The organism is Cyanobium sp. Candia 9D4 (assembly GCF_024346155.1).
Classification (GTDB): Bacteria; Cyanobacteriota; Cyanobacteriia; order PCC-6307; family Cyanobiaceae; genus Cyanobium; species Cyanobium minutissimum.
On record NZ_JAGQCK010000003.1, the window covers coordinates 119,206 to 139,437 of the forward strand.

Annotated in this window: 25 protein-coding genes and 1 tRNA gene; 15 read left to right on the forward strand and 11 right to left on the reverse strand. The window is 71.6% G+C overall.

Going from position 1 to position 20,232, the window contains the following annotated elements:
* The first annotated feature begins 19 nt into the window (after positions 1–19).
* The 4 genes from KBZ08_RS08840 (at position 20) to KBZ08_RS08855 (ending at position 2,641) form a co-directional block, all read left to right on the forward strand.
* Positions 20–169, forward strand: coding sequence for a hypothetical protein (locus tag KBZ08_RS08840; protein ID WP_181280145.1), 150 nt, complete (start codon positions 20–22; stop codon positions 167–169).
* Between the two features lie 10 nt (positions 170–179).
* Positions 180–989 (forward strand): META domain-containing protein, encoded by an 810-nt coding sequence (locus KBZ08_RS08845; protein ID WP_254972465.1) that lies wholly within the window; start codon positions 180–182, stop codon positions 987–989.
* A gap of 92 nt (positions 990–1,081) precedes the next feature.
* Positions 1,082–1,795 (forward strand): hypothetical protein, encoded by a 714-nt coding sequence (locus tag KBZ08_RS08850; protein WP_254972466.1) that lies wholly within the window; start codon positions 1,082–1,084, stop codon positions 1,793–1,795.
* A gap of 135 nt (positions 1,796–1,930) precedes the next feature.
* Positions 1,931–2,641 (forward strand): hypothetical protein, encoded by a 711-nt coding sequence (locus KBZ08_RS08855; protein ID WP_254972467.1) that lies wholly within the window; start codon positions 1,931–1,933, stop codon positions 2,639–2,641.
* Here the strand turns inward: KBZ08_RS08855 and KBZ08_RS08860 are convergent.
* From KBZ08_RS08860 to KBZ08_RS08875, 4 genes are all read right to left on the reverse strand, one after another.
* Positions 2,593–3,588, reverse strand: coding sequence for a RimK family alpha-L-glutamate ligase (locus KBZ08_RS08860; RefSeq protein WP_254972468.1), 996 nt, complete (start codon positions 3,586–3,588; stop codon positions 2,593–2,595). The two genes, KBZ08_RS08855 and KBZ08_RS08860, sit on opposite strands and share 49 nt — an antisense overlap.
* Positions 3,567–3,944, reverse strand: a complete 378-nt coding sequence (locus KBZ08_RS08865; protein ID WP_106221700.1) for a hypothetical protein — start codon at positions 3,942–3,944, stop codon at positions 3,567–3,569. The genes KBZ08_RS08860 and KBZ08_RS08865 overlap by 22 nt, the downstream gene beginning before the upstream one ends.
* Positions 3,945–4,114: 170 nt before the next feature.
* Positions 4,115–5,218 carry a magnesium/cobalt transporter CorA gene (gene corA, locus KBZ08_RS08870; protein WP_254972469.1) on the reverse strand — a complete coding sequence of 368 codons (1,104 nt, stop codon included), beginning with the start codon at positions 5,216–5,218 and terminating at the stop codon, positions 4,115–4,117.
* Between the two features lie 51 nt (positions 5,219–5,269).
* Positions 5,270–6,172 (reverse strand): prephenate/arogenate dehydrogenase, encoded by a 903-nt coding sequence (locus KBZ08_RS08875; protein ID WP_106221696.1) that lies wholly within the window; start codon positions 6,170–6,172, stop codon positions 5,270–5,272.
* A 43-nt stretch (positions 6,173–6,215) separates the two neighbouring features.
* On the opposite strand from KBZ08_RS08875, the gene KBZ08_RS08880 reads away from it, so the two are divergent.
* The 3 genes from KBZ08_RS08880 (at position 6,216) to KBZ08_RS08890 (ending at position 8,419) form a co-directional block, all read left to right on the forward strand.
* Positions 6,216–7,673, forward strand: a complete 1,458-nt coding sequence (locus tag KBZ08_RS08880; protein WP_254972470.1) for a helicase — start codon at positions 6,216–6,218, stop codon at positions 7,671–7,673.
* Between the two features lie 30 nt (positions 7,674–7,703).
* Positions 7,704–7,955: a DUF2839 domain-containing protein gene (locus tag KBZ08_RS08885; RefSeq protein WP_254972471.1), complete on the forward strand. Its 252-nt coding sequence runs from the start codon at positions 7,704–7,706 to the stop codon at positions 7,953–7,955.
* Positions 7,956–8,053: 98 nt separating this feature from the next.
* Positions 8,054–8,419, forward strand: coding sequence for a DUF1815 family protein (locus tag KBZ08_RS08890; RefSeq protein WP_106221690.1), 366 nt, complete (start codon positions 8,054–8,056; stop codon positions 8,417–8,419).
* 48 nt (positions 8,420–8,467) lie between these two features.
* Here KBZ08_RS08890 and recA read toward each other — a convergent pair whose 3' ends face one another.
* From recA to KBZ08_RS08925, 7 genes are all read right to left on the reverse strand, one after another.
* A complete protein-coding gene (gene recA / locus KBZ08_RS08895; protein ID WP_219904282.1) occupies positions 8,468–9,670 on the reverse strand; it encodes a recombinase RecA in 1,203 nt (400 codons plus the stop codon).
* Between the two features lie 164 nt (positions 9,671–9,834).
* On the reverse strand, positions 9,835–10,641 hold the full coding sequence (locus tag KBZ08_RS08900; RefSeq protein ID WP_254972472.1) for an HAD family hydrolase: 807 nt from the start codon (positions 10,639–10,641) through the stop codon (positions 9,835–9,837).
* A 21-nt stretch (positions 10,642–10,662) separates the two neighbouring features.
* Positions 10,663–10,734 (reverse strand) — tRNA-Gln (locus KBZ08_RS08905).
* A gap of 114 nt (positions 10,735–10,848) precedes the next feature.
* Positions 10,849–12,450: an AAA family ATPase gene (locus KBZ08_RS08910; protein ID WP_254972473.1), complete on the reverse strand. Its 1,602-nt coding sequence runs from the start codon at positions 12,448–12,450 to the stop codon at positions 10,849–10,851.
* A gap of 98 nt (positions 12,451–12,548) precedes the next feature.
* Positions 12,549–13,610: an LdpA C-terminal domain-containing domain gene (locus tag KBZ08_RS08915; RefSeq protein WP_254972749.1), complete on the reverse strand. Its 1,062-nt coding sequence runs from the start codon at positions 13,608–13,610 to the stop codon at positions 12,549–12,551.
* Positions 13,611–13,683: 73 nt separating this feature from the next.
* Complete coding sequence (locus KBZ08_RS08920; RefSeq protein WP_254972474.1) at positions 13,684–14,943, reverse strand: sodium:proton antiporter; 1,260 nt, start codon at positions 14,941–14,943, stop codon at positions 13,684–13,686.
* Positions 14,944–14,990: 47 nt separating this feature from the next.
* Positions 14,991–15,452: an NAD(P)H-quinone oxidoreductase subunit N gene (locus KBZ08_RS08925; RefSeq protein WP_254972475.1), complete on the reverse strand. Its 462-nt coding sequence runs from the start codon at positions 15,450–15,452 to the stop codon at positions 14,991–14,993.
* 412 nt (positions 15,453–15,864) lie between these two features.
* On the opposite strand from KBZ08_RS08925, the gene rplC reads away from it, so the two are divergent.
* From rplC to rplP, 8 genes are read left to right on the forward strand one after another with little or no spacing between them, the layout of a single operon-like run.
* Positions 15,865–16,512 carry a 50S ribosomal protein L3 gene (rplC, locus tag KBZ08_RS08930; protein WP_106221677.1) on the forward strand — a complete coding sequence of 216 codons (648 nt, stop codon included), beginning with the start codon at positions 15,865–15,867 and terminating at the stop codon, positions 16,510–16,512.
* A gap of 11 nt (positions 16,513–16,523) precedes the next feature.
* Positions 16,524–17,159 (forward strand): 50S ribosomal protein L4, encoded by a 636-nt coding sequence (rplD, locus tag KBZ08_RS08935; RefSeq protein WP_106221675.1) that lies wholly within the window; start codon positions 16,524–16,526, stop codon positions 17,157–17,159.
* A complete protein-coding gene (locus tag KBZ08_RS08940) occupies positions 17,152–17,454 on the forward strand; it encodes a 50S ribosomal protein L23 (RefSeq protein ID WP_015109402.1) in 303 nt (100 codons plus the stop codon). Before rplD ends, KBZ08_RS08940 begins: the two co-directional genes overlap by 8 nt.
* A gap of 15 nt (positions 17,455–17,469) precedes the next feature.
* Positions 17,470–18,333: a 50S ribosomal protein L2 gene (gene rplB / locus KBZ08_RS08945; RefSeq protein WP_094586022.1), complete on the forward strand. Its 864-nt coding sequence runs from the start codon at positions 17,470–17,472 to the stop codon at positions 18,331–18,333.
* A 35-nt stretch (positions 18,334–18,368) separates the two neighbouring features.
* Positions 18,369–18,644 carry a 30S ribosomal protein S19 gene (gene rpsS, locus KBZ08_RS08950; protein WP_015109404.1) on the forward strand — a complete coding sequence of 92 codons (276 nt, stop codon included), beginning with the start codon at positions 18,369–18,371 and terminating at the stop codon, positions 18,642–18,644.
* Positions 18,645–18,648: 4 nt separating this feature from the next.
* Positions 18,649–19,008: a 50S ribosomal protein L22 gene (rplV, locus tag KBZ08_RS08955; protein WP_015109405.1), complete on the forward strand. Its 360-nt coding sequence runs from the start codon at positions 18,649–18,651 to the stop codon at positions 19,006–19,008.
* Between the two features lie 19 nt (positions 19,009–19,027).
* Positions 19,028–19,756, forward strand: a complete 729-nt coding sequence (rpsC, locus tag KBZ08_RS08960; protein WP_015109406.1) for a 30S ribosomal protein S3 — start codon at positions 19,028–19,030, stop codon at positions 19,754–19,756.
* A gap of 16 nt (positions 19,757–19,772) precedes the next feature.
* A complete protein-coding gene (rplP, locus tag KBZ08_RS08965; RefSeq protein ID WP_106221673.1) occupies positions 19,773–20,231 on the forward strand; it encodes a 50S ribosomal protein L16 in 459 nt (152 codons plus the stop codon).
* Position 20,232: the final 1 nt, after the last annotated feature.

Consider the following 20,232-nt stretch of genomic DNA (forward strand, 5'->3'; position numbering starts at 1 on the left):
GCGATCGCAGGCCGACGTCATGAAGCTTCCGGAAGGCTGGCGGATCTACGCCCTGGTCATCGGTCTGAACGTGCTGGCCCTCTCGTTCTGGTGGCTCGACCGCGACGTGGCGCCCCATACCGTCAAAGGGGGCATCGGCGCCTGGATCGCCGCCCGCCTCGGACCCTGAGCCCCCTGTGATGACGATGCAAGCGAACGCGCAGCGCCGCCCCCCCGCCCTTGTGGCCGGCGTCTGGGCGTTGGCACTCCTGCCGGCGGCGCCCCTGACCGCGGCCCTCGCTTCCACTGCGTCAGCCGCCCGGCTGGAGAACACCGCCTGGGTGGTGGAGCGGCTGGGGGACCGCCCCCCTGTGGGGGGCACCAGCCTCACGCTTCGCTTCGAGAACGGCCGGGTGGCCGGCAGCGACGGCTGCAACCGCTATGGCGCCCCCGTCAGCGTGCGGGGGACCACCCTGCAGGTGTCGCCCCGGGGCATGAGCACCAAGATGGCCTGCCCGCCGGCGGTGATGCAGCAGGCCGAGGCCTTCCAGACGGCCCTTCGGAACAGCCGGGGCTTCCGCCTCGGCGGTGAGCGCCTGCGCCTGCTCGCCGCCGACGGCCGGCCCCTGCTGGTGCTGGTGCCCCAGGCACAGCAGCTGGTGGGCAGCAGCTGGCGTGTGGCGGGCTTCAACAACGGCCGCCAGGCCCTGGTGAGTCCGATCCTGGGCACCTCCCTGTCGGTTCGCCTCCTCAAGGGCAACCAGCTGGCCGGCTCGGCGGGCTGCAACCGCTTCACCGCGCCGGTGCGGCTGGAGGGCACTCGCCTGCGCATCGGCACCCCGGTGGCGACCCGCCGCCGCTGTCCGGGCGCCGGGGTGATGGAGCAGGAGCAGCAGTTCCTGGCCGCCCTGCCCACCGCCGTCAGCCTGCGGCTGGAGGGCGATTCCCTTGAACTGCGCCGCGCCGACGGCGCCATCGCCCTGAGCCTGCGCCGCGTTCCGGGGCCCTGAGCCGGGGATGGTCAGCGGCCCCCGGTCCAGCGGCGTCCAGCGGTCCCAATCCCTTCCAGCGGCTAGCGTCTGCAGGGCGATGGTGACCAGCCATGGATCTGCCGAGGGTGGTGTTCTTCGGACGCACCGGGGCTGACGCCCTGGCCTTCTTCAACCTCGATCTGGCGGCCTGGCGCGGCCAGCGGGTCCTCGACTGCCCCGGCGGTCCCGGCTCCTTCACCGCCCTGGCAAGGGCCGCCGGGGTGGAGAGCGTGGCGGCGGACCCCCTCTACGACCTGTCGATGGCGGATCTGGAGCAACGCTGCCGCGACGACGTCGCCTTCACCATGGAACGCCTGGCCCGCAGTGCCTCGGTGCGGCCGGACTTCGACCTGTCCAGGTTCCGCCAGGGAAAGAAGGAGGCCCTGGAGGCGTTCCTGGCCGACCGGCGGGAGCACCCGGAGGCCTACCGGGCGGCGGCGCTGCCTTCCCTTCCCTTCGAGGCGGCCAGCTTCGATCTGGTGCTCTGCGGCCACCTGCTCTTCTGCTACGCACCGATCGCCGACGGCGGGCTCAGCGAACAGCCCGACTTCGACCTGGACTGGCACCGTCTCGCCCTGGCCGAACTGCTGCGGGTGAGCCGGCGGGAGGTGCGCCTCTACCCGGCCCACACGATCGAACGGCGCCCCCGGGTCCATCCCTGGGTGGAGCCCCTGCTGGCCTCCCTGCCCCCTAGCTGGCAGGGCCAGCTGGAGGACACCGCCTACGACGAGGGCTTCGAAGGGGAGACCCCGATGCTGCGGTTGCGCCGTGGGGATGCCGGCTGAGCGGAATCGCCGGATCACGACTTCAACACATTGAACAGTTGTTGTTGCTACAAAAGCCGGGGAATGTAACAGAGCGTGGCTGCATTCCACCGCTGGAGACACACTGAAAAAACATTGCACCCGGAGTGAATCCCCATGACGTATCTGACCTGGAGGCGGGAGCTGGTGCGCTCCGCCATCGATCAGATGCTGGAGGCCACCGATCCCGACCGCGGCCCCTTCGGGGATGGGGGTGTTCTGTTCAACGCCATGATGCAGGAGCTGACCCGGAGCCTGCCGGCGCTGGAGATCGTGGCCGCCGCCGACGACATCCTCACCGCCCATCGGGGGTTCTGCGAGGGCCGCAGCTGCGAGGTGGCCCAGGCCCTCAAGGTGTGTCTGTCGATGCCGGCGGAGAAGCAGGGCCTCGAACGCCGTCTGGTGCTGGATCGCGAACGGGTGGAGCACAACGCCCTCGGCCATGACGCCAACCTGCTGCTCGTCTGGGATGGCCACCGCGGCAGCGCCATCGAGGAGCTGGGCGCCGCCGCCCTCAGTGAGCGCTTCCCCTGCCAGGGCACCGAGGCCCGCTGGAACACCGACGAGTTCGTGGCCCTGCTGGAGGCCCGTGCCCTGCAGTGCCGCCGCACCCGGGTGGCCCTGGAGATCGTGGCGGAGGATCCCGCCACCACCCCCTCGGCCGGCACCGTGGTGCTGGTGTTCCCCGCCGACGCCGGCACCCGCCCCTGGGTGGCCACCGTGGCCGTGGCCCTGCGCTCCGAGGAGCTGCCCGAGAGCGAACCCCCCACCCTCGATGGCTACCAGGCCATGCGGGTGCTGGCGGGGCCGAGCAGGACCTCGGCATAGCGGTCGAAGGCCTCCCCCTCGGCCAGGAACAGGCGCGGAATCACCAGCTCGCACTCCAGCAGCAGCAGGTCCCCCGCCCCATTGCGAATGCCGTCGATGCGGGCGTAGGGCAGCACCCCGAAGCGACGGCGCAGGCGCTCCTCGATCGCCGCGGCCCAGCGTCGCTCCGCCACACTCGCCTGCCGCAGGGTGTTGGTGCCGCCGAAGCGTTCGTGGGCGATCCAGCCACCGGCCGCCACGGTCTTGGCCACCGCGTGGGAGAAACGCCCGCCGAGCATCACGGCACTGAACTCCCCCTCCCGGCAGACCGCACTCAGAAACGGCTGCAGACACACCTCCCCGTGCCGGGTGAGTGCGGCCAGCCAGCCATCGACCGCCCCGGCCGCCACCGGCTGGCTTCCATCGGCCGCGGTGATCGTCAGGCGGGCACCCTCCCGACGCACCCGGTAGGTGTGCCAGCTCTTCGAGCCGATCGCCGGCTTGAGCACCGCCTCCTGCCAGCCGCCGTCCTCCAGCAGCTCCACCAGGGATCCGCACCAGCCCCGCGGCAGCCAGCGGCTGGGGATCAGGGCCACCCCCTCCCGGGCGAGCCTGGGCAGGTAGTCGTTCTTGGCGTTGCCGGCCTCAATCACCGCCAGGGGGTTGGCCAGGGGCACCCCGAGGCTGCCGAGCTGCTGCGCCAGGGCCCGGATCCGGGGCAGGAAATCGGGATGTTGATGGCTGCCGCGGCAGTCGCGCACCGTGACCAGATCGAAGCGGCTCCAGTCATCGTCGCCAGCGGCACGTGGCCCGTCCGCAGCCCGCTCGCAGGCCGCAAGCGGGGGCAGGGGCACCAGCTCACTGGCGATGCCGCGCCGGGCGAGACGGGCCCGCAGCGCCGGCGTCTCGTCGTGGATCCGCCCCAGGTGCAGCAGGGCGATCCGCTTCAGGTGGGCAGGATCCCCCACTCGCGCTTGACTTGCACGCTGGTGATCTCCCAGGCCTCCTCGGCCGCCACCACCGATCCGCGGGGCTCCTCGGGCGTCAGGCCGCGCCGGGCGAACTCGTTCTGCAGCAGCAGCTGGAACAGCACGCTCTGGGACACCAGCCCGCGCAGCCGATCCTCACCGCCCAGCCGCGCCATCAGCACCGGATGGCCCTCGCAGTCCCGCAGGGCCCGCAGCTGCTGCTGCAGCCAGACCCGCTCATACTGCAGCATCGCATCGCTGCAGCGGGAGAGGTTGTCCCGGTAGCAGCCGGCATGGCACTTGATGGCCCCTTCCGACAGGCCGGCCGCCGTGCCGGCGTCCTTCAGGAGCTGCATTGCTTCGCTCAGGAAACTCACGCGTCGTCACCGCATCCAGATCAACGCTAGAAACAGCGGCCGCCACTGCCCACGAAGGGGCTGGTGCGGCAATGATCCGTAGCGGGGAGAAAGAAAAGCCAAAAACTGTGGCTTTGGCTACATCATCGCGTCAGGGGCGGGCGGGGTCCTCAGAGCCACTGCTTGCGGCGGAAGTAGAGGTACAGGGAGACGCTGATCACGATCATCACCGCCCACACCAGGTAATAGCCTCCACGCCACTCCAGCTCGGGCATCTCCTTGAAGTTCATCCCATAGACACCGGCGATGAAGGTGAGGGGGATGAAGATCGTGGAGATGATCGTCAGCACCTTCATCACCTCGTTCATCCGATGGCTGAGGGTCGAGAGGTAGGTGTCGTGCATGCCTCCGAGAATGTCGCGGTGGGTCTCGACCAGATCGATGATCTGGATGCAGTGATCGTAGAGATCGCGCCAGAATACCCGGCTCTCGGCCGTCAGCAGGGGCGATTCGCTCTTGACGATCATGGCCACCTCCTCCCGGATCGGCCAGACGGCCTTGCGCAGGCTGAGAATGGACCGTTTGAGGCCATGGATCTCCTTGATGTCGCCGGGGCGGGGATCCTCCAGCAGGCGGTCGTCCACCTCCTCGATGATGTCGCCCATCCGTTCCACGGCCAGGAAGTAATGATCGACAACGGCATCCAGCAGCGAGTAGGCGAGATAGTCGGCCTTCATCCAGCGGATCCGGCCTCCTGAGGAGCGGATCCGGTCACGCACCCCATCGAAGACATCGCCATCGTCCTCGAGGAAGGAGATCACGAAGTGGTCGCCGAGGATCACGCTGACGTGCTCGATATCAATGGTCTGGGTGTCTTCGTTGAAGGCGATCATCTTCAACACCATGAAGACGTACCCCGGAAACTCCTCCACCTTGGGGCGCTGGGTGGTGTTGGCGATGTCCTCCAGCGTCATCGGATGCAGGCCGAAGCCTTGGCCGAGCCGCTCCACCAGGGCGACGTCATGGACGCCACTGACGTTCATCCAGGTGATGCTGCCCGCCGCCACCGTCTCGGCGCAGCCTTGCACCGAGACATCCTGGTGCTCCGACCAACCCTCAGCGTCGTAGTGGATGACGTCGATCTGCACCTTGGCCAGGCGCCGCTCGCCCACGAACTCCACGGTGCCCGGGGGGGAGCCCGGCCGGATCCGGCGGCTGCGGATACCGCCGGCGCCGCGGCTGCGCTTGGACGATCGCGATGGCCTGGTCTTCATCGCCGGGCCCGGAGGCCTCCATGTGCCGAGGAGCCTATCGGCATCCCCCGGTCAGAGGAAGTCGGGCCGCAGCTGTTGACTGCGCGCCAGCGACCGCTCCAGAGCGCCCCAGTCCTCCGCCCGCACCAGCGCCTCGAGGTCGGCCAGGGAGCGCCGGTAGTGGCCCAGGGCCTCCAGCAGCGCCGCACGGTTGGCCTGGGCCATCAGCCTGCCCAGCTCCGGGTTGCCGCCACCGACCCGGGTCGTGTCGGCGAAGCCGCTGGAGGCCAGGGCCCGCACCAGCCCGGCCCCGACCTCCGGCGCCCCGCCGGCCTCACCGCCTCCCGCATCCGCCGCCTGCAGCAGGGCCGCCCCCACCAGCACCGGCAGATGGGAGATCAGGGCCACGGCCCGGTCGTGGGCCTCGGCGTCGCAGCACAGCCAGCGCGCCCCGAGGGCCTCCGCCAGCTCCCGCACCGCCTCCAGCGCCGCCGGATCCGTGTCCGGCGCCGGGGTCGCCACCCAGGGCCGTCCCCGGAACAGCCCCCGCTCCCCCGCCTCCACCCCGGCCCGGGCCGTGCCCGCCATCGGATGGGAGGCCACGAACCGGGACGGGGCCGGGCCCTCGCCGGCCGCCTGCAGCAGCTGACGCCAACGGCGCAGCACCGGCCCCTTCACCGAGCCCACATCGGTGACCACCGCCGCGGCCGGCAGGGCAGCCAGCAGGGCGGGCTCGGGATCCAGCAGCCGGTCGAGGGGCAGGGCCAGCAGCACCAGTCCGCAGCCCTCGAGCACGGCCGGATCGGTGCTCACCGCACTGGCCAGCCCCCGCTCCCTGGCCCGCTCGGCGGTGGCCGGCCGGTGCACCAGGGCCCGCACCTGGGCACCGGCCGCCAGCAGATCGAGCCCCAGGGAGCCGCCGATCAGCCCCAGGCCCACCACCCCCACCGGTTCGCGCTGCCAGAGGGGTGTCATCGTCGCTGCGGATCGGCTGGGGCCAGCTTCCTACGATCCGGCGATGTTGGAAGCCCGCGCCCACCAGCACCTCAAGGCTCTCCTGCAGCGGGAGGGGGTGGAACACTGGCCCCATCACCTCACCCTCAGCCGGCTGGTGGCCCGCAGCCTGCGCCGGGCCGACCACACCCTGGTGCGCCTGGCCCCCGGCACCGCCCCCAGCTGGTGGATCAGCCTGCTGGTGCCCCTGGCCCTCAGCGACGTTCCCCTGGCCCTGGTGGTGACCCCGGCCCTGCGCCAGCGGCTGCTGCGGGTGGAGTGGCCCCGGCTGCGCAGCGTGGGCCTGGAGCTGGCCTGCTGGGAAGGTCCCGGGGCCCCCGCCGGCACACCGCTCTGGCTGCTCGACCACCGCGAGCTGGTGGCGGCCTGGCGCTGCGGCGAACTGGCGGAACGGCAACTGGTGATCCCCGAGGCCGAGACGCTGGAGACGGCCCTGCGCGAGGCCCTGGAGGTGGAGCTGGAGCCCCGCCACTGGGACCAGCTGCGCCGCGTCCAGCCCAGCGCCGAAGCCTGCCTGCTGGGCCTGCATGAACGGCTCAGCCGCCGGGTGCTCGCCCATCCCCGCTCCCCCCAGCGGCTGGTGGCCCTGGCCGACGATGATGAGGCCCCCCTGCGCCATCTGCTGCGGCTGCTGGAGCCCCTGCCGGAGCCCTGGCCGAGCTGGCTGCGCGCCGGGGCGGGCTGGAGCAGCTGGGCCCGGGTCGATCCCTCCCTGCTGCAGTGGAACCTGCTGCGCCAGCCCCTCGAACCCCTGGGGGAACTGGCCGGCCTGCTGGTGGGTCGGGGGGCGGTGCTGATCGGCGAGCTGGCCACCGGTCGGGCGGCGGAGGGCCAGCCCGCCTCCGGTGCCGCCCTGGGGCTGAAGCCCGCGGTGGTGCTCGATCTGGCCGATCCCCCCCTGTCCGACCCCCTGCCCCTCTACGCCCCCCTGCGCCAGCCCCTGCCCAACAGTCCCCAGTACGCCGAGCACCTGCTGGAGCAGGGCCGGCGGCTGGTGCTGGGCCAGAGCGGCCTGTCGGTGGTGCTGATCGACGATCCGGCCCTTTGCCTGGGCCTGGCCAGCGGCCTGGCTGCCGAGTTCGGCAGCCGGGTGTGCCACCAGAACCTGGCCCCGGAGAGCAACGGGGTGGTGTGCTGCAGCTGGGAGTGGTGGCTGGAGCACCAGCCGCGCCTGCCCCTGCCCTGCCAGGTGGTGGTGGGCCTGCTGCCGATCGCCAGCCTGGAGGATCCGCTCACCGCGGCCCGGGTCGGGGTGCTGCGCCAGCAGGGCCGTGACTGGTTCCGGGAACTGCTGCTGCCGGAGGCCCTCAACCGGCTGCAGCGGGGCGTGGCGGGGCTGCGCCGCAGCGGCGGCCGGCTGGCGGTACTGGATGGTCGCCTGCGGGGCCGCAGCTGGGGCCGGCTGGTGTTCACCGCCCTGGAGCCCTGGGTGGCCCTGACCCGGTTGCGGCCCGACTCCTAGCCTGCCTCCAGTGTTGCGACCGAATCTCCGATGGGGGAAGCCAAACGCCGGGCCGAGCAGGGTCTGCCGCCCCGCGACAAGCCACGCGCCAGCAAGACCAAGACCGTGGACACCTCGCCCCGCATCGCCCCCTGGCTGCCCCTGACCCGCAACCAGGCCTCCCGCTTCGTGGCCATCACCACCAAGGGCGCCTGGATCGGCATCGGTGCCCTGGCCCTGTTCTGGGTGACCGTGCGCTTCATCGGCCCGGCGGCGGGCTGGTGGACCCTGGCCGACGGCTGAGTGCGGCCGCCGCGTGCGGGTCTCCCCACCGGCGCCGCAGCGCCTGGCAAGAATCGGAAGAAATCCTTATGATCTGCGGATCGTGATGGGAACGACCCATGTTTCTCCGGCTGGCCGAGCAGTACCGCTCGGCCGTTGAGGATCTGATCCTGAGCCTCCAGGCCCTGGCAGTGTCCCTGCGGAAACAGGGCCATGTGGCCACCTGCTACACCTGCGGCGACGGCCGCGACGGCCATGGGGCCTCCTTCGTCGCCGACCTGGGCGACAACCACATGGTTCGCCTGCTGGTGTCCGATTTCGGCATCAGCTGGGTGGAGTCCCGCCACGGCCAGGAGCTGGTGAAGCTCGAGGGCGCCGACGCCATCCAGGAACTGCAGCGGGTGGTGCTGGTGCTGCAACCCACGGCCGAGCCGGTCGCGGCCAGCACCAGGGCCCCCGGATCGGCGCTGCCAGCCCAGCCCTGAACCAGGCGCCCCGGTGACCCCGGGTGCCTGGCCCCGGTGCTCCCGGGATCAGCCGGCGGCGGGCAGCTCCTCCGGCTCGGCGGCCTCGGCACCGGCCGAAGGTTTGGCCGCTGCCAGCTTGGCCGCCGCCGCCAGGGGCTTCATCGAGTTGGCGGTGACCTCGGAGCCCTCGGTGAGCTTCTGACGGGTGAGCGTCTCGATCACCTCCTTCGGCGCGGGGTTCTGCTCCAGCCAGGCGATCGTGTTGTCGCGGCCCTGGCCGATGTTGTCGCCCTCGTAGCTGTACCAGGCGCCCTTGCGGGTGACCACGCCCGTTTCCTCGGCCAGATCGAGCAGGCAGCCCAGGGTGCTGATGCCGCGGCCGAACAGGATGTCGAACTCGGCGATGCGGAAGGGGGGGGCCACCTTGTTCTTCGCCACCTTCACCTTGGCCCGGATGCCGTACTCCTCGGTGCCGCGCTTGAGGGTCTGGATGCGACGGATGTCGAGTCGCACCGAGGCATAGAACTTGAGGGCGTTGCCACCGGTGGTGGTTTCCGGGTTGCCGTAGGTGACGCCGATCTTCTGGCGCAGCTGGTTGAGGAAGATCACCGTGCAGCCGGACTTGCCGATGTTGCCGGTGATCTTGCGCATGGCCTGGCTCATCAGCCGGGCCTGGCTGCCCACCGCCAGGTCGCCCATCTCCCCCTCGATCTCGGCCCGGGGCGTGAGGGCCGCCACCGAGTCGACGACGACGATGTCGACGGCGGCCGAGCGCACGAGCTGGTCGACGATCTCCAGGGCCATCTCGCCGGTGTCCGGCTGGGAGACCAGCAGGTTCTCGATGTCGACCCCGAGGGCGGCGGCATAGACCGGATCGAGGGCATGCTCCGCATCCACGAAGGCCGCCACGCCGCCGCGCTTCTGCACCTCGGCGATGGCATGGAGGGTGAGGGTGGTCTTGCCGGAGCTCTCCGGTCCGTAGACCTCCACCACCCGGCCCTTGGGGTAGCCGCCCCCGAGGGCCAGATCGAGGGTGAGCGCCCCGGTGGGAACCGTTTCCACCCGCATGCGGGAGGCATCCCCCAGCCGCATGATCGAGCCCTTGCCGAAGTTGCGCTCGATCTGGGTGAGCACCAGGCCCAGGGCCTTGTCGCGCTCCGCGGCGGCCCGGGGATCGCCGCTGGGGGCGGCGGCGGACACGTAGGAGGTGGACGGGGAGGTGGAGGAAGACGCGGCGGCGGCGGCCGTGGCCCTGGAATCGGCAGGCATGGTGGGGGTGGGTGATGGAACGGGCCGCAGCAGGCCGGAGCCGTGCAGACGGGTGGTGGGAGAGGGGGCCGGAACCAGGCGCCATCCTGCGACCTCTGGACAACCAGTGCCACCCGGAGAGGCCGGCGTATCAATCCCGTGTAGTACGGGCGTACTCTAGCGGTTCATGGCCAGAGCGCCAGGGGGGCCTCGAAGCCGGCGGGCTCCAGCCAGTGGATGCCGAGGGGGGCCAGCCCCTCCCCGTCCCCGGGACCCAGGTACCCCCACGACACCAGACAGCAGCGCACCGCCTCCAGCCCGGGGGTCCGCCGCACCAGCTCCAGGGTGGGGCGGCGATCCTCGATGAACCACAGGGGACGCTCCTCGGGGTCATGCCCGGCCACCAGCTGCGCCAGCACCGACGGCTTGCTGCCCTGTTCGTGGCCGTACAGGGCCAGGGGCGTGAGGCCGGCGGCGGCCAGCAGGCGGGCGGCGAAGGCCCCGCCCTTGGTGGTGAGCACCGCCCAGTCGGCCCCCTCCGCCGCCAGACGGCCCAGGCGCGCCTCGACGCCGGGGTAGAAGCGGTGCAGGGCCAGCCAGGCGTCGAGATCGGTGGCGATGGCCTCGGCCCGCAGCCCCTCGAGCGCCTGCTGCAGCTGGTCGGTCGTCCAGCCCCAGCGCCGCAGGGCCGTTCTGAGGAAGGTGTCGTAATCCGCCAGGGCGGCGGAGAGATCGACGTCGGGCCGTCCCAGCTCGGCGGCCATCAGCACCATCTCCCAGCCCTTGTGGATCAGGGGCCGCAGCAGGGCGAAGCCCGGCGGCGCCTGCTCCGGCAGGTGCCAGCCGGCGGGGGCGGCGCTTCCGGCGGCACCGGCGCCGACAGCCCCGGCGACCAGGGCCAGGGCCGCCCGCCGGGCCGACCACCAGTACTCGGCCATGCCGTCCACCAGCACGCCGTCGAAATCGAACACCAGCAACGGGCGTTCAGGCACCGGTGGAGAAAGGAGAAAAAACTGGGCCGCTAGGATTCGAACCTAGGAATGTCGGGACCAAAACCCGATGCCTTACCGCTTGGCGACGGCCCAATCAAGCCCATGGGATGGGGCAGGCGTCGGTGCGAAACCGGCGCCCTGCTAGTTACCCACAGCGGCTGGTCCTTCGTCAACTCGCCGGCACCCACCCCCCGGCGGCAGGCCCCTTCAGGCGGGGAAGACCCGCAGGCGCTGCTGCAGGCCGCGGCCGAAGACGGCACTGCGCAGCCGGTAGTGGTGCACCAGCTCGGCCTGCAGGGCCCGTACCGCCTCGCTGCGGGGCAGCAGCTCCACCGGCCGTCCCTCGGGGAGCACCACCTGCTCCACCGCCAGCCGGCATTCCTCCAGGGCCGCGTGGGCGTCGTCGAGGCGGGCCGGCGCGGCCGGTTCCCCTCCGTCCGCCCCGTCTCCCCCCCGCCGCCGCTCCAGCAGGCGCTCCATGGCCCGCTGCAGCTGGTGGGGGGTGTCGGATTTGATCACCAGGATCGGCAGGCCGAGGTCGCGGGCCTGGCGGCGCAGCTCCGGGTCGCGCCCCAGCTGGCCCCGCACGCTCAGCACCGCATCAGCCTGCTCCGGGCCCTCCACCACCTGCACCGGCAACTGGCGGCGGCGCACCGCCTCCTCCAGCTGCTGGGCCGCCAGCCCCACCCCGTAGACCCGCAGGGCGGGCAGCGCCGGGGCTGGGGTAGCAGCGGCGGGCCGGGGGGCCGTCGGATCGGGCAGGGGCACCACCGCCAGGGGGGCGGGACCCGGGCGACGGGGGGGCGCAGGGGTGGTGGCCCAGGCGGGCGGCGGGGCGGGGCGGACGGGGCCGTCGTCGCGCAGCACCAGGCGGCCGTCGCCGCCCAGCTCCCGCACCTGGGGGTGGGTGGGCTGGCCGCGCAGCAGCTGGTCGACGGTGCCGGCCACGTCGCGGTGCACCAGCCAGCGGTGGCGGCTGTGCATCTCCACCGCCAGGGGGAAGGTGGGTTCGGCCGCCCGTTCCAGCACCGTCTTCTGGGTACGCCGGCGGCGGGCCTCCTCGTCCCCCAGGGTCACCGACTGGATCCCGCCCACCAGGTCGCTGAGAGTGGGGTTGCGGATCAGGTTGGCCAGTTCGTTGCCGTGGGCCGTGGCCACCAGCATCACGCCCCGTTCGGCGATGGTGCGGGCCGCCTGGGCCTCCAGTTCGGTGCCGATCTCATCGATGACGATGACCTCGGGCATGTGGTTCTCCACCGCCTCGATCATCACCTGGTGCTGCAGCTCCGGGCGGGCCACCTGCATCCGCCGGGCCCGGCCGATCGCCGGGTGGGGGATGTCGCCGTCACCGGCGATCTCGTTGCTGGTGTCGATCACCACCACCCGGCGCTGCAGATCGTCGGCCAGCACCCGGGCGATCTCCCGCAGGGCCGTGGTCTTGCCCACCCCGGGGCGGCCCATCAGCAGCAGCGACTGGCCCGTGTCCAGCAGGTCGCGCACCATCGCCACCGTGCCGAACACCGCCCGGCCCACCCGGCAGGTGAGCCCCACCACGTCGCCGGTGCGGTTGCGGATGGCGCTGATGCGGTGCAGGGTGCGCTCGATGCCGGCCCGGTTGTCACCGCCGAAGGGGCCGAGGCGCTGCAGCACCGCCGCCAGATCGGCGCGCTCGATCGCCTCGGTGCCCAGGGCCAGCACCCGGCCGGGGTAACGGGCCTCCGGCACCCGCCCCAGGTCGAGCACCACCTCCAGCAGGCCCTCCCGCTGCTCGGGCCCGGCCAGGGCCCGCTGCACCACGGGAGGCAGCACGGCCAGCAGACGGTCCAGGTCGTCGGTGACCCGCTGGGGGGAAAGGGAAGGGGGAGGCGAAGGCTCCAGGGGGCGGCGGGGGGAGCTGCCCGTTCGTTCTAGCCGGGCCCGGGGCCCGCCAGACCCCGGGGGGCGGCGACACCGCGGGCCAGCCAGGGGGCCACCAGCGCTTCGGCGAGGGCCAGGGCCCGGGGCCAAAGCAGGGGGAGGTCGAGCAGCCGCCGCCCCTCGGCCTGGGCCTCCTGCAGCAGGGGCTGGAGCTGGCGGCGGGCCACCCCCCCAAAGGCGACCCCAGCCACCCCGGCCGCCCGGGGCCCGGCCGCCGGGGAGCGGGCCAGCACCGCCAGGGTGTGGGCGTTGGTGCCGCCGGCCAGCTGCAGCGGTCCCGGCGGCGCCAGCGGCCCCAGCCGCTCCAGCAGGCCCACCGCCGCATGGGCCGTGCCGGCCCCCACATCGCCGCTCATCGGCCGGCCGTCCAGCTGCCAGAGGGGCCGGAAGCCGGCCCCGCGCAGCAGCCGGAACCGCTGCCAGAGCTCCGCCGCCAGCCCATCCACCGTCGCCCCTCCCTCCAGGGCGGCGCTGACCGCCACCCGGCGCAGCGGCACCCCGCTGGCGGCCAGCTGGGCCACCCGATCACTGAAGGCCTCCAGCCGCCCCGGCCGGGTGTGGAGCTCCACGGCGTCCGGGGCCAGCTGCGCCAGCAGCGGGCCCACGCCGGCCGCCTCCAGCACCTGGCTGCGCTCCTCGATCAGCCCCAGGGGGCAGGCCGGCCGGCAGCGGCCACAGCCGTAGCAGCGCTCCTCCACCACCCCCGTGCCGCCGATCGCCAGGGCGGGGCAGACCCGCTCGCAGGGCCGGGGGCAGGCGAGCGGACAGCGGTCCGGATCGAACCAGGCCTTGCGGAAGTGGGGGTCGAGGCCGTCACTGAGGCTGACCATCAGCCAGGGACGGGTCGCGCCCCTGGCCTCGGCCCAGGCCATGCCCCGCCGCGCCGCGGCCACCACCGCCGGATCGGCGGCCACATCGATGCAGTGGACCCCGGCCAGGGCATGGATGCCGGCCAGGTCCTCGATGGCGGCCAGATCCTGGTTGCTGGCCCCGCCGATCAGCTTCACCCAGCCGCCGGCGGCCAGGGCCTGCTCGGGATCCTGCCGGAGCATCGGCGCAGGGCCCCGGGGCAAGGCACCCATGGCTGGCGCGCGGGGAGCGTCCGATCCTGCCACCGGGGGGCCCTCAGCCGGTCCCGCCGGGCAGCTCCGGCGCAACCTCGGGCTGGGCCAGCCCGAGGCGCTGCACCAGCCAGGGGGCGCTGAACCCCTGCAGGCCCACGGTCATCAGGATGGTCAGGAACACCAGCCCCTTGAGGGTGGCGCCGCCGGGGACCTCGGCCCGGTCGAGCTCGAGGGCGAACAGGCTCACCACCGCCGCGGTGACGATGCCCCGCGGAGCGATCCAGCTGAGCAGGGCCTTCTCCTTCCAGTCGAGGCTGGGGAGCCCGATGCCGGTGAGCTGGATCAGGGGCCAGCGGATCAGCATCAGGCCCAGCACACAGCCCAGGCCGCCCAGGCCGAGGGGGCTCAGCTCGGCCCAGGAGACATCGGCCGCCAGCAGGGGAAACAGCACCGTGATGGCCAGCATGGCCAGCTGGCGGATCAGCTCGTCGAGCTGGCTGGCGGCCGCATCGAGGCGGAGCCCCACCACCACCCCGGCGCTCACCGCCGCCGGCAGGCCCGACTCCGGCAGCAGGGCCTCACAGCCGCTGAACATCAGAAACAGCACGCCGAGGGTGAGCTGCAGCTCCAGCCCGTTCCCTCCGGCGGCGGGCGCCCCCTCGGCCCCGCGGGAGGCCGCGACGGCACCCAGCCGCCGAAGGGCCTCCGAGAGCAGCAGCCCGGCGAGCCCGCCGAGGACCACCCCGCCCCCGAGGCGCAGCAGCAGGCGGGAGGCCACCTCCTGCCAGCTGCCCAGGTCCCCCAGGGTCACCTGGAGCAGCACCAGGCCGAGCACGGCACTGACCGGCTCGAGGATCAGCCCCTCGGCCTCCAGCAGCTGACCCAGCTTCGGCGCCAGGCGCAGCTGGCGCACCATCGGGGTGACCACGGTGGGGCCGGTGGCCAGGGCGATGGCGCCGTAGACCAGCGCCAGGGACCAGGGCAGGCCCGCCAGGAGGTGGGCCAGCAGGGCCGCCAGGGGAAGGCCGAGCACCAGGCGCACCAGCACCAGCTGCAGCACCGACCGCTGCAGATCGCGGCCGGCCAGGCGCAGGTTGAGCCCCCCGTCGAAGAGCACCAGGCTCACCAGCAGGCCGACCAGGGGCTCCAGACCGGCGCCCAGGTTCTCGGGATGGACCAGATCGAAACCGGCATGGCCCGTCAGCAGACCGATCGCCAGCAGAAGCACCACCGCCGGCTGGCCGGTGAGCCAGGCGGTGGCCTGGGCCAGGGAGCCGGCGAAGAAGGCCGAACCCCAGATCAATCCGAGCCGCTCACTCAAGGCCCTGGAGTCCGCGGAACGGGCCCAGGCTATGGGGTGGACTCAGTTCAGGCGGGCAGGAGCTGCTCGAGGGGCTGCCAGCGGAGGGCCCGGGCGCCGCCCATCTCCACCACCAGCTTCAGACGGGGTTCGCGGCGGCAGAGCTCGCAGAGGGCAGCCAGCTCGGAACGGCTGAGCACCTGGCCCTCCAGGAGCCAGAGGAGCACCGGCCCGTCGCTGGCCAGGGCAGGGCCCAGCTGGGGCATGACCCGCTGCACCTCACCCACGGCGGCGGCCCGGCCGACGCTGTGGTGGCCCAGGTGGGGCGGCCGGATGCCGTGCAGCTGCATCAGGTAGGCCTCCGGATCCCCCAGCCCGCGGGCGGAGGTGAGGTGGGCCCGGTAGCCGGCCGCCCGCAGCCGCCGCAGCAGCCGGGTCTCGGCGCCGCCCTCCAGCGGAACGAACAGGGCGAGGGCACCGCAGCGCTCCAGCTCGGTGCGGAAACCACGGCCGGTCATCAGCAGGGGCATCGGGAGCGGCAGGCGAATCGGGGCTGAGTCTGGCAGCCGATGCGGGTCCCAGGGGTGGTGGTGCACACCATGGGGTACTGTTGTCTCTTGTGCCGAAGATCTGTGCCCGTCCGCTAGCCGGGCCTCCAGAGAACGGTACGGGGTCCGTCAGTGGTGACGAACCCTTCCCGGCCCGTACGACTCCTGCAGCGCTCGTCGCTGCCGTGACCGTCGGGATACTGCCAGAGGCCCCACCGCCCCCGGCAAGTCCCAGCCCGCTGATTCGCCTCGCTAGCTCCTGACCCTCGGGTCGATCTGCGATTCCACGAATTCAGCCCCCCCGCCGCCCAGCGGGTCCCCCTCGGATGTCGGGCCTCGGTCCCCATCCCTGGCGGCACGCCGCGGCTGTCCAGCTGGTGTTGTTCTCCCTCCCATGTCCATCGGCATTCTCGGGAAGAAGCTGGGTATGTCCCAGTTCTTCGACGAAGAAGGCAAATCCATTCCGGTCACCCTGATCGAAGCGGGTCCCTGCCGCATCACCCAACTCAAGAGCGAAGCCACCGACGGCTACACCGCGGTGCAGCTCGGCTTCGGCGAGACGCGCGACAAGCTCGTCAACAAGCCCGCCAAGGGCCACCTGGCCAAATCCGGCGAGGCGCCCCTGCGGCACCTCAAGGAGTACCGGCTGGAGGCCATCGACGGCCTTGAGCTCGGGGCCGCCGTCACCGTCGGTGACTTCGCCCCCGGCCAGAAGGTCGACGTCAGCGGCGACACGATCGGCCGCGGCTTCTCGGGCTACCAGAAGCGCCACGGCTTCAGCCGCGGTCCGATGAGCCACGGCTCGAAGAACCACCGCGAACCGGGTTCCACCGGCGCCGGCACCACCCCCGGCCGGGTCTACCCCGGCAAGCGGATGGCCGGCCGTTACGGCGGCAAGCAGATCACCACCCGCGGCCTCACCATCCTCAAGGTGGATGCGGAACGCAATCTGCTCGTGGTCAAGGGCTCGGTTCCCGGCAAGCCCGGCGCCCTGCTCGACATCCGCCCGGCCCGGCGGGTGGGCGTCCCCGCAGCGAACTGAGGAGAACACCCATGACTGACTGTGTGATCCGCGACTGGCAAGGCAAGGAGAGCGGCAAGGCTCCCCTCGACCTCAAGGTCGCCAAGGAGACATCCGCCAACGGCCTGCTGCACCGCGCCGTTGTCCGCCAGCTGGCCCACGCCCGTCAGGGCACCGCCAGCACCCTCACCCGGGCCGAAGTGGCCGGTGGTGGCCGCAAGCCCTACAAGCAGAAGGGCACCGGCCGGGCCCGCCAGGGTTCCATCCGCACCCCCCTGCGCCCCGGCGGCGGCGTGATCTTCGGACCCAAGCCCCGCAGCTACGCGGTGGCGATGAACCGCAAGGAGCGCCGCCTGGCCCTGCGCACCGCCCTGATGAGCCGCGTCGCGGACATCACCGTGGTGAAGGGCTTCGCCGAAGGGCTCGACACCCCCAAGACGAAGGAGATCACCGCCGCCCTGGCCCGCTTCGGCATCGACGCCGGCGCCAAGGTGCTGCTCATCCTCGACGGCGCTTCCGATGTGGTCTCCCGCTCGGTGCGCAACCTCGAGAAGGTGAAGCTGATCGCCGCCGATCAGCTCAACGTGTTCGATCTGCTCCATGCCAACAAGCTGGTGCTCAGCGAAGAGGCACTGGCGAAGATTCAGGAGGTCTACGGCGATGTCTGAGCGTTTTGCAGGCCGGCTGGCGGACGTGATCCGTCGCCCGCTGATCACCGAGAAGGCCACCCGCGCCATCGAGATCAACCAGTACACCTTCGAGGTGGACCATCGGGCCGCCAAGCCCGACATCAAGGCGGCCGTCGAACACCTGTTCGATGTCAAGGTCGTCGGCGTCAGCACCATGAATCCCCCCCGCCGCACCCGTCGGGTGGGGCGCTTCGCCGGCAAACGCGCCCAGGTGAAGAAAGCGGTGGTGCGCCTTGCCGAAGGCAACGCCATCCAGTTGTTCCCTGAGTCCTGAGGGGTCTGAAACGTCATGGCAATCCGCAACTACAGGCCCAACACCCCCGGCACCCGCACGCTGGTCGTCACTGATTTCAGTGACATCACGGGCAAGAACCGGGAACGGGGCCTGGTGGTGTCCAAGCACCGCCACAAGGGCCGCAACAACCGCGGCGTGATCACCTGCCGCCACCGCGGCGGTGGCCACAAGCGCCTCTACCGCATCGTCGACTTCCGTCGCGACAAGCACGGGGTGAGCGCCAAGGTGGCCGCGATCCACTACGACCCGCACCGCAACGCCCGTCTGGCGCTGCTCTATTACACCGACGGCGAGAAGCGCTACATCCTTGCCCCCGCCAACGTGGCGGTGGGTCAGAGCGTCATCTCCGGCCCGGACGCCCCGATCGAGAACGGCAACGCCCTGCCGCTCTCGGCCATCCCCCTCGGCTCGAGCGTCCACAACGTGGAGCTCTACGCCGGTCGCGGCGGTCAGATGGTCCGCACCGCCGGGGCCAGCGCCCAGGTGGTGGCCAAGGAAGGGGACTACGTCGCCCTCAAGCTGCCCTCCACCGAGGTGCGGCTGGTGCGCCGCGAGTGCTACGCCACCCTCGGTGAAGTGGGCAACGCCGAGCAGCGCAACACCAGCCTGGGCAAGGCCGGCCGCAAGCGCTGGCTGGGCCGCCGTCCGGAAGTGCGCGGCAGCGTGATGAACCCCTGCGACCACCCCCACGGTGGTGGTGAAGGCCGGGCACCGATCGGCCGTTCCGGTCCGGTCACGCCCTGGGGCAAACCCGCCCTGGGCCTCAAGACCCGCAAGCGCAACAAGCCGAGCAACCGGTTCGTGCTGCGGAAACGACGCCGCACCTCCAAACGGAGCCGTGGCGGACGCGACTCCTGATGACCCACACCGCTCTGCTGTTCGCCTGATCCGCCATGGGACGCTCACTCAAGAAAGGCCCGTTCGTCGCCGACCACCTGCTCCGCAAGGTGGAGAAGCAGAACGCTGCCGACGACAAGACCGTGATCAAGACCTGGTCACGGGCCTCCACCATCCTGCCGATGATGATCGGCCACACCATTGCCGTTCACAACGGCAAGGCCCACGTGCCCGTCTACGTGACGGAGCAGATGGTGGGCCACAAGCTGGGCGAATTCGCCCCCACCCGCACGTTCCGCGGTCACATCAAAGACAAGAAGGGAGGCCGCTGATCCGATGGCAACCACCACACCCGACACCCAGGCCCTGGCCCACGGCCGCTTCATCCGCGGTTCCGTGTCCAAGGTGCGCCGGGTTCTCGATCAGATCCGGGGTCGCACCTACCGCGACGCCCTGATCATGCTCGAGTTCATGCCCTACCGCTCCACGGGCCCGATCACCAAGGTGCTCCGCTCCGCGGTCGCCAATGCCGAGCACAACCTCGGCCTCGATCCGGCCACCCTGGTCATCAGCCAGGCCAGCGCCGACATGGGACCCTCCCTGAAGCGGTTCCGGCCCCGGGCCCAGGGCCGCGCCTACGCCATCAAAAAGCAAACCTGCCACATCAGCATTGCTGTGGCAGCGCCCACCGCCTGACCCCCGAGGACACCGCCCGATGGGACACAAGATCCATCCAACCGGCCTGCGCCTGGGGATCACCCAGGACCACCGCTCCCGCTGGTACGCCCCAAGCAAGACCTACCCCGTCCTCCTTCAGGAGGACGACCGGATCCGGTCGTTCATCAACAAGAAGTACGCCGCCGCCGGCATCAGCGACGTGCTGATCGCCCGTAAGGCCGACCAGCTCGAAGTGGAACTCAAGACCGCCCGTCCGGGCGTTCTCGTGGGCCGCCAGGGCAGCGGCATCGAGGAGCTGCGCACCGGCATCCAGAAGACCCTCGGCGACGCCCACCGTCAGGTGCGCATCAATGTGGTCGAGGTGGAACGGGTCGACGCCGACGCCTTCCTGCTGGCCGAGTACATCGCCCAGCAGCTGGAGAAGCGGGTGGCCTTCCGGCGCGTCATGCGCATGGCGGTGCAGCGCGCCCAGCGGGCCGGGGTGCTGGGTCTCAAGCTCCAGGTGAGCGGCCGCCTCAACGGCGCCGAGATCGCCCGGACGGAGTGGACCCGCGAGGGTCGCGTGCCCCTGCACACGCTCCGCGCCGACATCGACTACGCCACCAAGGTGGCCACCACCACGTACGGGGTGCTGGGCATCAAGGTCTGGGTGTTCAAAGGGGAGGTGCTTCCCGGTCAGCAGGACCAGCTGCCCGTGGGTGGAGCACCGAAACGCCGCGCCAACCGCCGGCCGCAACAGTTCGAAGACCGCTCCAACGAGGAGTGATCAGGAGGCCTGAACCATGCTGAGTCCAAAACGCGTCAAGTTCCGAAAGCAGCAGCGAGGCCGCATGCGCGGCATCGCCACGCGCGGCAACACCATCGCCTTCGGCGATTTCGCCCTGCAGGCCCAGGAGTGCGGGTGGATCACCTCCCGCCAGATCGAGGCCAGCCGCCGCGCCATGACCCGCTACGTCAAGCGGGGCGGGAAGATCTGGATCCGGATCTTCCCCGACAAGCCCGTCACCATGCGGCCGGCCGAAACCCGCATGGGTTCCGGTAAGGGCAACCCGGAATTCTGGGTGGCCGTGATCAAGCCGGGCCGCATTCTCTTCGAGATGGGCGGTCCGGAGATCACCCCCCAGATCGCCAAGGAAGCCATGCGTCTGGCCCAGTACAAACTGCCGGTCAAGACGAAGTTCCTCGCCCTGGCCGATCAGGAGGCAGCCGCCCCCGAACCCGCCCTCGCCGTCGAGTCCTGAC